Origin of the sequence: Streptomyces nanshensis (genome assembly GCF_001751255.1) — a bacterium.
GTDB classification, from domain to species: domain Bacteria; phylum Actinomycetota; class Actinomycetes; order Streptomycetales; family Streptomycetaceae; genus Streptomyces; species Streptomyces nanshensis_A.
The window spans coordinates 1-13,764 of sequence record NZ_LJGW01000194.1; the positions used below are offsets into that span (position 1 = coordinate 1).

13 protein-coding genes are annotated in these 13,764 nt (G+C 72.7%); 5 read left to right on the forward strand and 8 right to left on the reverse strand.

Going from position 1 to position 13,764, the window contains the following annotated elements; all coding sequences use genetic code 11:
• Positions 1–131 precede the first annotated feature (131 nt).
• The 3 genes from AN218_RS11610 to AN218_RS11620 all read left to right on the forward strand — a co-directional run bounded on the left by AN218_RS11610 (position 132) and on the right by AN218_RS11620 (position 3,464).
• The gene (locus tag AN218_RS11610) at positions 132–2,762 is read left to right on the forward strand and encodes a tetratricopeptide repeat protein (protein ID WP_070016776.1); all 2,631 of its coding nucleotides are present in this window, start codon (positions 132–134) and stop codon (positions 2,760–2,762) included.
• 79 nt (positions 2,763–2,841) lie between these two features.
• Positions 2,842–2,985, forward strand: coding sequence for a hypothetical protein (locus AN218_RS36620; RefSeq protein ID WP_171908654.1), 144 nt, complete (start codon positions 2,842–2,844; stop codon positions 2,983–2,985).
• 155 nt (positions 2,986–3,140) lie between these two features.
• Complete coding sequence (locus tag AN218_RS11620; RefSeq protein ID WP_070016778.1) at positions 3,141–3,464, forward strand: putative quinol monooxygenase; 324 nt, start codon at positions 3,141–3,143, stop codon at positions 3,462–3,464.
• 128 nt (positions 3,465–3,592) lie between these two features.
• Here AN218_RS11620 and AN218_RS11625 read toward each other — a convergent pair whose 3' ends face one another.
• The 8 genes from AN218_RS11625 to AN218_RS11660 form a co-directional block, all read right to left on the reverse strand.
• Positions 3,593–4,009: a cupin domain-containing protein gene (locus AN218_RS11625; protein ID WP_070016779.1), complete on the reverse strand. Its 417-nt coding sequence runs from the start codon at positions 4,007–4,009 to the stop codon at positions 3,593–3,595.
• Between the two features lie 109 nt (positions 4,010–4,118).
• Entirely contained in the window at positions 4,119–4,949 is an 831-nt protein-coding gene (locus tag AN218_RS11630) for a phosphoenolpyruvate hydrolase family protein (RefSeq protein WP_070016780.1), read from the reverse strand.
• Positions 4,939–6,168, reverse strand: a complete 1,230-nt coding sequence (locus AN218_RS11635) for a Tm-1-like ATP-binding domain-containing protein (protein WP_070016781.1) — start codon at positions 6,166–6,168, stop codon at positions 4,939–4,941. The genes AN218_RS11630 and AN218_RS11635 overlap by 11 nt, the downstream gene beginning before the upstream one ends.
• A 109-nt stretch (positions 6,169–6,277) precedes the next feature.
• Complete coding sequence (locus AN218_RS11640) at positions 6,278–7,564, reverse strand: cytochrome P450 (protein ID WP_070016782.1); 1,287 nt, start codon at positions 7,562–7,564, stop codon at positions 6,278–6,280.
• The gene (locus AN218_RS11645) at positions 7,561–8,316 is read right to left on the reverse strand and encodes an alpha/beta fold hydrolase (protein ID WP_070016783.1); all 756 of its coding nucleotides are present in this window, start codon (positions 8,314–8,316) and stop codon (positions 7,561–7,563) included. Before AN218_RS11645 ends, AN218_RS11640 begins: the two co-directional genes overlap by 4 nt.
• Positions 8,317–8,449: 133 nt before the next feature.
• Positions 8,450–9,742 carry a dicarboxylate/amino acid:cation symporter gene (locus tag AN218_RS11650; RefSeq protein WP_070016787.1) on the reverse strand — a complete coding sequence of 431 codons (1,293 nt, stop codon included), beginning with the start codon at positions 9,740–9,742 and terminating at the stop codon, positions 8,450–8,452.
• Between the two features lie 345 nt (positions 9,743–10,087).
• On the reverse strand, positions 10,088–10,378 hold the full coding sequence (locus AN218_RS38135) for a DUF4229 domain-containing protein (protein WP_258396712.1): 291 nt from the start codon (positions 10,376–10,378) through the stop codon (positions 10,088–10,090).
• A gap of 183 nt (positions 10,379–10,561) precedes the next feature.
• Complete coding sequence (locus AN218_RS11660) at positions 10,562–11,086, reverse strand: GNAT family N-acetyltransferase (protein WP_070016784.1); 525 nt, start codon at positions 11,084–11,086, stop codon at positions 10,562–10,564.
• A 188-nt stretch (positions 11,087–11,274) separates the two neighbouring features.
• Between AN218_RS11660 and AN218_RS11665 the strand changes: the two genes are divergently transcribed.
• Positions 11,275–12,363: a DUF3344 domain-containing protein gene (locus AN218_RS11665; protein WP_070016785.1), complete on the forward strand. Its 1,089-nt coding sequence runs from the start codon at positions 11,275–11,277 to the stop codon at positions 12,361–12,363.
• Between the two features lie 176 nt (positions 12,364–12,539).
• Positions 12,540–13,703, forward strand: a complete 1,164-nt coding sequence (locus AN218_RS11670) for a glycosyltransferase family 4 protein (RefSeq protein WP_338059609.1) — start codon at positions 12,540–12,542, stop codon at positions 13,701–13,703.
• Positions 13,704–13,764 lie beyond the last annotated feature (61 nt).

Sequence of the window (13,764 nt, forward strand, 5' to 3'; positions counted from 1 at the left end):
CGGGCAGCCCGGCGGCCCCCTCGGGCGCTCCCGCCCCCGCCACGGCTCCGCCCCCGGGCCCACCGCCGACGTCCCCCTCCCCCTCGACGTCGAGCGTCATCGCCTCCCAAGTCGGCCTGGCGGGCCTGGGCATGGTCCCGGGCCTGGGCGCGTTCGCCGGCGCCGTCGACCCCCACCAGATCGCCGTGGGCGCCGACCGGCTGCGGGCGATGCTGAGCGCCCGCTTCCGCAACCAGGACGACGTACAGCTCGTCCTGTCGCCGCTGCACGTCCTCACCCCCGTCCTCCTGGAGGACCTGCACGAGGCGGCCCAACGCACGCCCTGGATCACCCTGTTCTTCGACACGTACGAGCGCACCGGGCCCGTCCTCGACGTCTGGCTGCGGGACGTCCTCTTCACCGAGCGCTACGGCAGCCTGCCCGCCAACGTCCTCGTCGTACTGGCCGGGCAGAACCGGCTCGACACCCGCTGCTGGGGCGACCATCTGGAGTTCGTGACGGACCTGCCGCTGGAGGTCTTCACCGAGAGCGAGGCGCGTCAACTCCTGTCCGACAAGGGCGTATCGGACGAGCGGACCGCCCAGGTCATCCTGCGGCTCTCCGGCAGACTGCCCGTCCTGCTCTCCACCCTCGCCGAGAGCCGGCCCGCCGGTGCCGAGGACGTGGGCGACCCGAGCGGCACGGCCGTCGAGCGCTTTCTCAAATGGGAGAGCGACCCCGCACGCCGTGCCGCCGCGCTCGCCTGCGCCCTGCCGCAGGAGCTCGACGAGGACGTCTACCGCGCCGCGGCGGGCGGGTACGCGGCGCAGGGCTTCGGCTGGCTGCGCACGCTGCCGTTCATCAACGACCGCGGCGGGCGCTGCACTTACCACGACGTCGTCCGTACGGCGATGCTCCGCCTCCAGCGCACCGCGTCCCCGCGTGGCTGGCAGGAGCAGCACGGGCGCCTCGCCGCGGCGTTCCGCGCCTGGCGCCTCCAGCTCCAGGACGGCGACCCGGACCGGGCGTCCACGTCGTGGTGGGACGAGGCGCGCTGGCGGGAGTACCGCCTCCAGGAGACGTACCACCTCCTGTGCGCGGACGAGCGCACGGCGCTGCCCGGCGCCCTGCGCGAACTGCTCGACGCGTACGACCACGGCATCGGCACGCTGCGCCGCTGGGTCCGTACGCTCGCCCGCGCCGGCGACGACACCACGGCCGCCGGACTCGAGGGCCTGAACGGGCTGGACGGTCATGGCCTGGACGGTCCCAGCCTGGTCGGCACGGGCGGCGCGGAACCGCACTCCGGCTCCGAACTGGCCGGCTGGGGGCGCCGGTTGAGCGACGCGCTGGAGGCGGAGGACGGCGCCGGCATCGCCGTCCTGACGCTGCTGCTCACCCGGGGCGGACTGGACGAGCCGGAGCGGGCGCGCGCTCTCACCCTCCGCGCCCTCGACCACCACGCCGCGGACAGCCACGAGCGGGCACTCGCCGACTTCGACGCGGCGCTCGCGCTCACCCCGGACGATGTCGAGGCCCTCCACGGACGCGGCAGGACCTACCTCGCCGCACACCGCGACGACGAGGCGCTGGCCGACTTCGACCGGGTCCTCGCGCTCGACCCGGACGACCCCCGCGCCCTGGCCGCGCGGGGCGTCACCCTCTCCGTCACAGGCCGCCACGAGGAGGCGCTGACCGCCCTCGACCGCGCCGTCGACGCCGTACCCGACGACTCGTGGACGATCACCGCCCGCGCCGCGACGAATCTGGCGTTGGAGCGCCATCCGGAAGCCCTGGCGGACGGCGACCGCGCCGTCGCGCTCGACCCCGAATACGCCCTGGCCTTCGGCCGCCGCGGCGCGATCCACTGGGCCATGGGCCACCACGAGGAGGCGCTCGCCGACTTCAGCAGCGCCATCGGGCTGCACCCGGAGTACATCTGGGCGCTCGGCGAACGCGGCGAGGCCAACCGGCTCATGGGCCGCCACCGGGAAGCCCTCGCCGACTTCAGCAGGGCCGTCGAACTCGATCCGGAGTACGACTGGGCCCTCGCCAGCCGCGGCCAGACCCACCGCATCATGGACAACTACCCCGAAGCACTCACCGACTTCGACCGCGCCCTCGCCGTCGACCCCGCATACGCCTGGGCGCTCAGCGAACGCGGCGAAGTCAACCGGCTGTTGGGCCGCCACCGGGAAGCCCTGACCGACTTCGACCGCGCCCTCGAACTCGCCCCCGACGACCCCTGGGCCCTCGCCAGCCGCGGCCAGACCCACCGCACCATGGGCAACTACCCCGACGCACTGGCCGACTTCGACCGTGCCCTCGAACTCGCCCCCGAGTACGGCTGGGCACTGAGCGAACGCGGCGAGATCCACCGCCACCTCGGCCACCACGAGGAAGCCCTCGCCGACTTCGACCACGCCCTCGAACTCGAGCCGGGCAACACCCCGGACACCATCAACCGCGCTCTGACGTACGCGGTGATGGGCCGCCACGACGAGGCGGCGGCGGGCTTCGACCGCGCTCTGGAGATCCTGGCGACGGAGGAACCGGCCACGGAGTGGGACGCGTTGCGGGCCAAGGCCACCGCCTTCGCCGTCCACTGCGTACGGGAGCGCTGGGAGCGGGCCGCCGAGACGTTCGAGGACTTCGTCGCCGGCGCCCCGGACGCGGCGCTGCGCAGGGACGCGGCGACGGACCTGGAGATGCTGACGGACGTCCTGCCGTCCCTCACGGAACGGATCGCGCCGTACCGGCGCCGCTTGACGGAACAGCCGTAGCCGGCGGTCGTCGCGCGTGACGGTCAACTCGCCCCGGTGCACACTGAGTTCGTGGTGGACGGCGAAGGCGCTGTTCAGCATGATCAGCGGCTTCGGCGGGGCGGCGCTGGGGGCGATCGGCGCCATTCCACCGCCGTACGCCGATCCCCGTACCGACGAGCCCGCCGAATCCGATTCCGAATCCGATTCCGAATCCGGTTCCGAGGGAGGAAGACCGGCGTAACGCCACGTCCGGCGCCGCACACCGGCTCGGTATGTTGGCAGGCGGCCGGCCGTGGGAGGCGTACCGCCTACGGGTCGCCAAGGGCCCGCAGACCGGTCCGCCGGCCGGTCCGCAGACCAGCCCACGCACCAGCCCGCACATCAGGGAGAGAGCAGATGATCTTCATCACGGCGAAGTTCCGGGTCCGGCCCGAGGACGCGGACCGCTGGCCCGAGATCGCCCGCGACTTCACCGAGGCGACCCGCGCGGAGCCGGGCTGTCTGTGGTTCGACTGGTCCCGCAGCCTCGACGACCCGACGGAGTACGTCCTGGTCGAGGCGTTCCGTGACGACGAGGCCGGCGCCGCCCACGTCGGGTCCGCGCACTTCGCGGCCGCCCGGCGCGAACTGCCCCCGCATCTCGCCGAGACGCCCCGGATCGTCAACGCGAACGTCGACCAGGACGACTGGTCCCGCCTCGGCGAGATGGCCGTCGAGTAGCCAGGCTCCGACGGCGCCAGCCGGACACGGGCCGCGGACCTCAACACCGGTCGCGGACCGGGGAGTTGAGGCCCGGCCCGAGGGCCGCCCCGGTGGCCGCAGTGGCCACGCCGGCCGCGCCCCCGTGCTCACTCACGGGACGCGACCGCCCACGTCGGCACCTCCCCCGGCGCCAGTTCGACGAAGTCGGGCACTCCGCGCAGGGCGTTCTCGGCGCCGCCCGGCGTGTACGTCGCCACCAGCCGCAGCGGGCGCCAGCCGGTGTTGAACGTCGAGTGCAGCGTGCCCTTCGGGATCCACACGGCGTCGCCCGTACGTACGGTGAGCTCCGGGTCGTCGCCGACCGTCTGCCGGCCCTCACCGTCGATGACGTAGAGGATCTCGTCGGCGTCCGGATGTTCGTGCCGGTCATGGCCTTTGTCGGGGTTGATGACGACCTCGCCCAGGGTCGACGACGCACCCGGCACGGCGTCCGGCGTGACGTGCCACTTGATCGACCCCCAGTCGAAGACCATCGTCGGCAACGTGCTCGGCTCTCGGCGCATGGCGGACTCTCCTCTCCACAGGGCTGCTCTCCGTAAGGCTGCTGCTCTCCGTAAGACCGATCTCCGTAAGACCGGTCTCCGTACGGCTGCTCTCCGTACGGCCGGGCCGTCAACGTCCGGCGGCGGGAAGCCCCTTGAACGCACGGAGCTGGCCCGCGATGGCGCGTTCCGTCGGCAGCCGTTCCATCGACGAGGCGCCGAAGAACCCGGCGACGCCCCGGGTCCGCTCCAGGACGTACCGCACGTCGTCCGGCTCCGCCAGCGGACCGCCGTGGCAGAGCACATGGATGTCCGGTGCCACGGCGACGGCCGCGTCCCGCATCTCCTGGATGCGGTCGACGGCCTCGTCGAGGGTGATCGCCGTCCTGGCGCCGATGCTGCCCTGCGTCGTCAGACCGAGATGCGGAACGACGATGTCGGCGCCGGCACGCGCCATCGCCGCGGCCTGCTCCACGTCGAACACATAGGGCGCGGTGAGCAGTTCGCGTTCGGCGGCGAGCCTGATCATCTCGGTCTCCAGAGCGAAGCCCATGCCGGTCTCTTCCAGATTGGCGCGGAAGACGCCGTCGATCAGCCCGACCGTCGGGAAGTTCTGTACGCCGGTGAACCCCAGGGCGCGCAACTGGTCGAGGAACCACGGCATCCGGCGGAACGGGTCGGTGCCGCAGACGCCGGCGAGGACGGGCGTGGACTCCACGACGGGCAGCACCTCGTCCGCCATCTCCAGCACGATCGCGTTGGCGTCGCCGTACGGCATCAGCCCGGCCAGCGAGCCCCGTCCGGCCATCCGGAACCGTCCGGAGTTGTAGACGATGAGCAGGTCGACGCCGCCCGCCTCGGCCGCCTTCGCGGACAGCCCCGTGCCCGCACCGGCACCGATGATCGGCCGTCCCTCCTCGCGCTGGCTGCGGAAGGCGGCGAGTGCCCGGTCACGGTTCATGGCGCTCCCTCTGGATGAGTCGGTGCAGACGGTCGGCGGCGGATTCCGCGAACTCGGCGTCGTTGACGTTCCGTTCGGTGTCGACGATCTCGACGGCGCTGCCGTCCAGGGCGTCGAGCGCGGCGCCGATGCACGCCGCGTCCGCCTCCGGGTCCCAGAACGGCCCGTCCGGGGCGTCGACGGCGGAGAATCCGCCGCGCGGTACGAACAGCGCGGCCGGGCCGGTCGACGCGGCGAGCTTCGTGCCCAGGACGGCGCCGATCTCCGCGCACTCGGCCGCGTTCGTCCGCATCAGCGTCACCGCCTCGTTGTGTACGAGCAGTGTGCGGCCCTCGAACCGCTGCGGAACGGTGCTCGCGGGACCGAAGTTGACCATGTCGAGCGCACCGAGACTCACCACCTGCGGCACACCGGCCGCGGCCGCCGCGGTGAGCCGGTCGGGGCCGGCGGACAGCACGCCGCCGCCGACCTCGTCCGCGATCTCGGTCGTGGTCAGGTCGAGCACGCCCGCGAGATGGCCGTCGGCGACGAGCGACTCCATGGTGCGTCCGCCCGAGCCCGTCGCATGGAACACCAGGACCTCATAGCCGAGTTGCTCCAGCCGCCGCCGTGCGGTGTCCACGGCCGGCGTGGTGACGCCGAACATGGTCGCCGCGACGAGCGGCTTGTCCTCGGGCGCTGCGGCGGCGGCCCGACGGGCGTCGTACGCGGTGGCCATCCCGGCGATCGCGCCCGCCGCGTTGGCGAGCACCTGCCGGGAGACCGAGTTGACGCCGGCGACGTCGACGACGCTGTACATCAGCGTGACGTCGGACGTGCCGACGTAGGCGGAGACGTCGCCGGCGGCCATCGTCGAGACGAGCAGCTTCGGCACGCCGAGCGGCAGCGCCTGCAGGACGGTCGCGGCGACCGAGGAACCGCCGCTGCCGCCGAGGGCGAGCGCGCCGCTGAGCCGGCCGCGTGCGTACAGGTCCTCGGCGACGGCCCTGGCCCCGGCGGCCATCGCCGTCAGCGCATGCCCTCTCTCGCCCCGTGCCCTCAGCGCCCGCAGGCTCGTCCCCGCGGCCTCGGCGACGGCGTCGGCCGTCACGTCCGCCGTGAGGGCCGGCGTCCCCAGCACTCCGGTGTCGACCAGTACGACGTCGAGCCCCTGCCCGACGAGGAGGTCGCGGACGAATGCGTACTCCCGGTCCTTGGTGTCCAGGGACCCGAACAACATCACTGCCAAGCTGCTGCTCCTCCCGCGATGCCGCCGCGTCCGACGCGGCGGATCTCTCGCCTCATGTCTGCCCCGCCGAGGGGTTCCGGAGGGTGCCGTCCGCCGCCGCTCATCCGGGCGGCGGCGGACCGGTACGGGAGGACGTACTCCAGCGCACCGGCAGGTGGGTGATGCCGTTGATGAAGTTGGAACGCAGCCGGACCGGCGTGCCGTCGAGCTCCAACTCCGGCATGCGGGCGAGCAGTTGAGCGAAGAAGATCCGCATCTGCAACCGCCCGAACTGCGCACCGAGGCACATGTGGGGACCCTGCCCGAAGGCCAGATGGTCGTTGGGTGCGCGGGTGATGTCGAACCGGTACGGGTCCGGAAAGGCACGCTCGTCGAAGTGCGCGGAGGCGTGGTAGACGACGACCTTCTCGCCTCGCTCGATCCGCTGCCCGGCGAGTTCGGTGTCGCGGGCGGCCGTACGGCGGAAGCTGAGCACCGGCGGATGCCAGCGCAGCATCTCCTCGACGGCGGACGGCAGCAGGCCCGGGTCGGCGCGCAGCCGCCGGTAGGCGCCGGGATGTTCCAGGAGGGCCAGTACGCCGCCGGGCAGGGCGCTGCGCACGGTGTCGTTGCCGGCGATGACGACGAGGAAGAAGAACATCGCGAGCTCTTCCTCGGTGAGCGGGCGGCCGTCCTCGACGGTGGCGGTGGCCAGCGCGGTCATCAGGTCGTCCGCGGGGTGGCTGCGCTTGTGCCGGGCGAGGTCGTGCGCGTAGTCGAACATGTCGCGCAGCATCGCGGGCGAGCGCGGGTCGACGGGCCGTCCTCCGGCGTCGCGTACGACGTCGGCGTGCTCGGGATCCTGGTAGCCGATGACCCTGTTGGTCCACGTCAGCAGCAGACCGCGGTCGGATGCGGGGACGCCGAGCAGTTCGGCGAGGTTGGCGAGCGGGAAGTCGTCGGTGACGTCGACGGGCAGATCGCAACTCCCGTGCCCGGCGACGGCGTCCAGCAGCGCGGCGGCACGTCGCGTGATCTGCCCGGTGAACCGTTCCAGGCGCCGCCGGGTGAACAGCGCGGCGGCCAGGCGGCGGATCCGGCTGTGCTCGGGCGGATCCATGTTGAGGATCATCCGCCGGATGAAGTCGAGGTCGCCGGGGGCGGGATCGCGGATCTGGGTGGCGCCGAGCCAGGAGGAGTACACGGCGGGGTCGCGCAGTACGTCGCGGACGTCCCGGTAGCGGGTGACGGCCCAGTACCCGGGCCCGGCGGGCCAGTCGTCCACTTCGCGCTCGTCCTGCCGGCAGACGGGCGCCTCGTCGCGGAGCCGGCGGAAGCTCTCGTGCGGGATGCCGCGCGCGAACACGCCGGGGTCGAACACATCGGGTCGCGCGGCGGGAGCCGTCACGGCTGCCTCCCGAGGAAGCGCTCGACGCGGGTGGCGAGGGCCACCGGGGACTCGTCCATCGCGTAGTGCCCGGCGTCGGGGAAGATCTCGAGTTCGAGGTTCGGATACCAGGCCCCGAAGGTCGCCCGCACCGTCTCGGCGCCGAGCGCGGGATCGTGCCGTCCAGCGATCACCTGGACGGGCACGCCGGCGCCCTCGACCTCGGTGTGGAAGTCGGTGTGCGCCCAGGCGGGCAGACAGGCGGCGAACGCGTCGCGGTCCGAGTGCTCCAGGGAATGCCGCACCATGGCGTCCAGCCAGGTGCCGGTCAGCCGGTTCCCGGTGGTGAAGTCGATGATGGCGCGGCGGTTGCCGGGGCTGTCGGCGGCGCCGGCGAACAGCTCCCAGGTCTGCTCGTCGAACGGCACCCCGCTCGCGGGCACGGGCGAGATCCCGACGAGGGCCCGCACCCGCTCCGGGGCGTCGGCGTACACCCGCTGCATGACCGATCCGCCCATCGAGTGCCCGAGCAACGAGAAGCGCTCCAGGCCGAGTTCACCGGCCGCGGCCAGTACGTCGCCCGCCGCCTCGGCGATCGAGTACCGGCCCGTCTCACCGCGGCGGTCGCCGTAGCCGCGCTGGTCCAGGAAGACATAGCCGAACGCCTCCCGGTCCAGGTGCGGCAGCAGCGCCTGCCACGACCGCGACGAGCCGAACCAGCCGTGCAGGACCAACACGGCGTGCTCTCCGGTGCCGACCCGCCTGAACCCCATGTGCCGCCCTCCACCGCCGAGTTGGGACTCCGGCGATGCTAGGGCGACAGCACGGGTCAGGGAACACGGCACGTCGCCACGCCCGAACGCCCTGTGCGCGCCCGGGGGTTGGCGAACCTGCGCCGGTACGGCGCTACGCGGCGGCGGTCGCCGTCGCCGCCGCGGGCCGTGCCTCCGGCTCGAAGGCGTCCACGTCGAAGCCGCCGGCCCCCGCGTACCGGTCCCGGTCGAGGATCCTCTCCCGCGCCGAGACCAGCACCGGAACGACGGCCTGCCCCGCCACGTTCGTCGCCGTACGGACCATGTCCAGGATCGGGTCGACCGCCAGCAGCAGGCCCACGCCCGCCAGCGGCAGCCCCAGCGTGGAGAGGGTCAGGGTGAGCATGACGGTGGCGCCGGTCAGGCCCGCGGTGGCCGCGGAGCCGATGACGGAGACGACGACGATCAGCAGATACTCGCGCAGGCCGAGGCTGACGCCGTAGAACTCGCCGATGAAAACGGCCGCGATCGCCGGGTAGATCGAGGCGCAGCCGTCCATCTTCGTCGTCGACCCGAAGGGCACCGCGAAGGACGCGTACTCCTTGGGCACGCCCAGACGTTCGGTGACGCGCTGCGTGAGCGGCATCGTGCCCACCGACGAGCGGGAGACGAAGCCCAGTTGGATCGCCGGCCAGGCGCCGCGGAAGAACTGGAGCGGGTTCACCTTCGCGACGGTCGCCAGCAGCAGCGGGTAGACGCCGAAGAGGACGAGGGCGCAGCCCATGTAGACGTCGGCGGTGAACGTCGCGTACTTGCCGATGAGTTGCCAGCCGTAGTCCTTGACGGCCGTGCCGATCAGCCCGGCGCTCCCGATCGGCGCGAGCCGGATGATCCACCACAGCGCCTTCTGCAGCAGCGCGAGGACGGACTCGCCCACGGACAGCAGCGGCGCGGCCTTCTCGCCGAGCTTGAGCGCGGCGACTCCGGCGACCGCCGCCATGAAGACGATCTGGAGCACGTGGAGTTCGGTGAACGGCGTGATCACGTCGGTCGGGACGATCCCGGTGAGGAAGTCCAGCCACGACCCCGACTCCTGGGGCTCGGCCGCGGACTCGGCCGAGAGTCCCGTGCCCGATCCGGGGCCGGTGAGCAGGCCGATGAGGAGACCGATCGCGACGGCGATCAGTGACGTGGCCATGAACCACAGCAGCGTGCGCGTCGCGAGGCGCGCGGCGTTGTGCACGTTCCGCAGGTTCGTGATCGAGATCATGATCGCGAAGAAGACGAGCGGCGCGACGGCCAGCTTCAGCAACTGGACGAATATCTCGCCGGTCCTGGTCAGCACCGCGCCCAGCCAGCCGACGTCGCCGCTGCGCGCGATCCAGCCCAGGGCCACGCCCAGCAGCAGGCCCAGCAGGATCTGCGCCCAGAACGGGACGCGGGGTATCCGTCCCCGTCGCGGGGCGGACGGATCATCCGGCGCGGACGACGCGGCGGCGTCGGACGGCGGGGCGGAGGCGGCAGAGGTCTCCGGGGTCCCGGAGGGTTCTGAGGACGAGGGCACGGTCGGACTCCCGCTCGGCAGTGGACTCTTCGGCTCCCCGGAACGGAAAGAGAATTCCGCCGGGGCTTACGAGTACCGCCAACGCCCCGCCGCCCGGGCGCCATTCCCGGCGAACATGAAGAGCGTGTGACAACCGCGGACATCCACGACGTCCGTGACGAGGGTCACCTGCGGCGCGCGACCGCGCGCCCTGACCAGAGCCCGGTGCAGATCTCGGGCCCGGCCCCGTTACGCGACGCCGTCCTCCTGGCTCTGGTTCGCCGCGAGCCGCTCCTTGGCCCGCCCCACGCCGCCGACGATCTGCTCGGACATCGCGTCGCGCTGCTTGCGCAGCAGTACGAAGCTGAGGGGCGCCGAGACCACGAGCGCCAGCAGCACCACCCACAGCGGGTTCGACTTGCCGATGCCCTCGGGGATGATCCCGGTGTACGCGAGAACCGCGACGACGACGAGGCAGCCGGCGAAGACGCCGGCCCGCATGGCGGTGTAGCGGAGCGTTGCGTGCGACTTGCTGCTCACGGGGTCTTCTCCGGTTTCTCGGGTGATACGGCGGCGCCGCTCTCCCCGTACGGACGCCGGGGGCGCGGGCGCGAGGCGCGTGACCCTCGCCGCGGACGCGTGCTGCGCGTACGGACGACGAAGCCTCATCCAGTCAAACACAGCGCCGGGGACGATCATCCGGCCCCTCCCGCCCCGCCCAGGTCAGGTCAGCGCGAGCCAGAGGGTGACGTCGTCCCGCAGATCGCCCTCCGCGACCTTGATCGCGCCCGGCAGCCGTCCGACCTCCTCGTAACCGCAGCCGGTGTAGAACCGCTCCAGTCCGAGCCCGCCCCGGCAGGTGAGCCGCAGCGCCGTGACGCCTTCGGTCTCGCGCCCCGCCTTCTCCACCGCGGACATCAAGTCCCGCCCGTGGCCCCTGCCCTGGAGCGAGGGGTGGACCATCACCGTGTAGACCGAGCACCAGTGCCGCTTGAGCCGGTGCGCGTTCAGCACGAGGAAGGCGCAGGCGGCGACCGCGTCCCGCTCGTCCCGGCCGATCAGCATCCGCGTCCGTCCGGCGTCCACGGCGGCGAGGTGCGCGAGCAGATCCGGGCGTACGTCCTCCGGGGTCACCGGCGGCACGAAGCCGACGGCGCCGTCCGCGTTGGTCACGTCCGCCCACAACGCACAGAGCGCGGCGCGCAGTTGAGGGGTGTCGGCCGGGTCCAGTTCGTACGTGAGCGGCATGCCGCCGACCCTAGTCGAGCACCGCGCGGACCCGCGTTCCGTTTTTCCGGCACCCCGTTCGGGCTCTCCGCGCACCATCGAGTGTCCGCTAGTCAGTGAAAAGGTAAAGATGACCGGCGCGCCGCCTGATTTTCATTGATCGCCTTTGTCAAGGTCGCTCTGTTTCTGGACGGGAGACGGAGTCATCCATGGTGGAGAAAAGAAAGTCAGCGGTCCGCGGATTGTGCTGCGCGGTGGTGTGCGCCACCGCGACGGTGTCGTTGTCGTCGCAGGCGACGTCCGCGCCGAAGCCGGAGCCGCGTCAGGCACTCAAGCAGCGCTATCACGCGACGCAGCACGGCGGCGTCGCGAGCGCCGCGAACTCGTCGATCACCTGCCGCAAACCGGTGGGGAACGCCGCTCCGTGCGACACGGTGCAGAAAGGCGGCGACGGTCAGAACAGCGAGTACGACATGTTCTACTCCGATGTCGACCGCGACCCCAACACGTACAACTCCACCCGCGCCACTCTGCGGCTGCCGAAGAATTCCCGGGTGAGTTACGCGCGCCTGTACTGGGGCGGCAATCTCCGCGTCGGCGAGGTCAAGCCCGCGAAGGACAACGGCCGTGTGCTGATGTCCGAGCCGGGCGGCTCGTACCGCGCGGTGAAGGCGGACACGGTGCGCACGCACCGCCGCGCGGACGGCGCCGACGCCTACCAGGCCTCCGCGAACGTCACGCCGCTGGTGCGCGGCGCCGGCCCGGGCCGCTACACCGTGGCACAGGTCAACGTCGCCATGGGCCGCTCGAAGGCCGGCGCGTGGGGCGGCTGGACGCTGGTGGTGGCCTACGAGAACAAGAAGTCGCCGGTGCGTCATCTGCGTCTGTGGGACGGGTTCGCCGCGTCGGAGCGCAACCCCGCCGGCATGCCGGTGGCCTCGGGCCCGATGGCCTTCCCGGCGCGTGCGAAGGGCAGCGTCGGCGTCGTCGCGTACGACGGCGACCGCGGCCTGGGGCGCGAGCCGTTCACGGTGGCCGCCGACAAGCGTGCGGGAACGGCGCTCTCGGACGCCGCGAACCCGGTGGGCGATCCGTTCAACTCGACGATCGCCGACCACGGACGCCAGGTGGCCGGGCGCTCCCCCGCGCACCGCAACACCCTCGGCTACGACTCCGACGTGTTCGACGCACAGCGGGCGCTGCGTCCCGGCGGCAAGCAGCTCATGTTCCGCTTCGCCTCCGGTGACGACGACTACCTGCTCGGCGCGCTCTTCGCGCAGGTGGACGCCCGGCGCTGAGCAGCGCGTCCGGTTTCACCGCCCGCCCGCGTTCCGCGGTCCTTCCTGGTCCCTTCTCTCATCTCCCCTTCTTCCGCTCCGTTCCCGCAAAGAAGCCCGTCCGCAGTGACGTTTGAGGAGACGTTCGGGTGCATTCCCAGCGCAGAGCCCGAAGAGACCGGCCGACGGTCCTTCACCTGGCACAACCCGTCGAAGGCGGGGTGGCCAGGGTCGTGACGGACCTGGTCCGCGCCCAGACGCGGGCGGGCCTCCGCGTCGTCGTGGCCTGTCCGGAGGGCGGCGGCCTTCCGGGCGGCGCCGCGGCGGCGGGCGCCGAGGTGGCGCGGTGGACTGCCGTACGTGAACTGGGTCCCGGCGTCGTCGCCGAGACGCTGCGGGCGCGGCGGCTGATCCGGCGCGTGGCCCCCGACCTCGTCCACGCGCACAGCGCCAAAGCGGGCCTGGCCGCCCGTCTCGCGGTGCGCGGCACGGTGCCCACCGTCTACCAGCCGCACGCCTGGTCGTTCGAGGCCGTCGAGGGCACGACCGCGCATCTGGCCCGTGCGTGGGAGCGGCGGGCCGCCCGCTGGACGGCGCGGGTGCTGTGCGTCAGCGAAGGCGAGCGGCGTACGGGCGAGGAGGCGGGGATCGCGGCGCGGTGGACTGTCGTGCCCAACGGGGTGCCGGAACGGGAGAACGAGGCCCGTGCGGCGGCCCGTTCGGCGCTGCCGCTCCTCGGCGGCATGCCGGCGGACGCGCCGCTCGTGGTGTGCGTGGGACGGCTCTGCCCGCAGAAGGGACAGGGCGTCCTGCTCGACGCATGGCGGCGGATCGCGGCCGAGGTGCCGGACGCCCGGCTCGTCCTCGTCGGCGACGGACCCGACCGTTCCGTACTGGCACGGCTGGCGCCGCCGGGCGTCGAGTTCGCGGGGGCGAGCGACGAGGTCGACCGCTGGTACGCCGCGGCCGACCTCGTCGTCCTCCCGTCCCGCTGGGAAGGGATGGCGCTCACGCCGCTGGAGGCGATGGCGTGCGGGCGGCCCGTGGTCCTCACGGACGTGGGCGGCGCCCGCGAGTGCCTGCCGCCGGGGCAGCAGGAGGCGTGCCTCGTGCCGCCGGACGATCCGGAGGCGCTCGCGGAGGCGATCGGGCGGCTGCTCGGCGATCCGCAGCACCGGGAGTTCCTCGGCGAGGCCGCGCGCAAGCACGTACGGGCGGAGTTCGACCTGCGGCGGACCGCCGCGTCGGTGCTGCGGCTGTACGGCGACGTGCTCGGCATGCAGGGTCCGGACGGCACCGGCTCAGGTCGCTCCGCGGTCTCCGGCCAGGTTCCGGCGAGCGGCGGGCGGGCGGCACGATGACGGCGGACAGCACCGAGGAACGCCCCCGCGGCGCCCGTGTGGCGACCCGGCCGTCCGGCCC

Excerpts from the sequence above, each read along its gene's own strand:
- AN218_RS11635 (WP_070016781.1), bottom strand. The coding sequence starts at position 6,168 with ATGTTGTTCGGGTCCCTGGACACCAAGGACCGGGAGTACGCATTCGTC.
- AN218_RS11630 (WP_070016780.1), bottom strand. The coding sequence starts at position 4,949 with ATGAACCGTGACCGGGCACTCGCCGCCTTCCGCAGCCAGCGCGAGGAG.
- AN218_RS11660 (WP_070016784.1), bottom strand. The coding sequence starts at position 11,086 with ATGCCGCTCACGTACGAACTGGACCCGGCCGACACCCCTCAACTGCGC.
- AN218_RS11610 (WP_070016776.1), top strand. The coding sequence starts at position 132 with ATGGTCCCGGGCCTGGGCGCGTTCGCCGGCGCCGTCGACCCCCACCAG.
- AN218_RS11620 (WP_070016778.1), top strand. The coding sequence starts at position 3,141 with ATGATCTTCATCACGGCGAAGTTCCGGGTCCGGCCCGAGGACGCGGAC.
- AN218_RS11625 (WP_070016779.1), bottom strand. The coding sequence starts at position 4,009 with ATGCGCCGAGAGCCGAGCACGTTGCCGACGATGGTCTTCGACTGGGGG.
- AN218_RS36620 (WP_171908654.1), top strand. The coding sequence starts at position 2,842 with ATGATCAGCGGCTTCGGCGGGGCGGCGCTGGGGGCGATCGGCGCCATT.
- AN218_RS11645 (WP_070016783.1), bottom strand. The coding sequence starts at position 8,316 with ATGGGGTTCAGGCGGGTCGGCACCGGAGAGCACGCCGTGTTGGTCCTG.
- AN218_RS11665 (WP_070016785.1), top strand. The coding sequence starts at position 11,275 with ATGGTGGAGAAAAGAAAGTCAGCGGTCCGCGGATTGTGCTGCGCGGTG.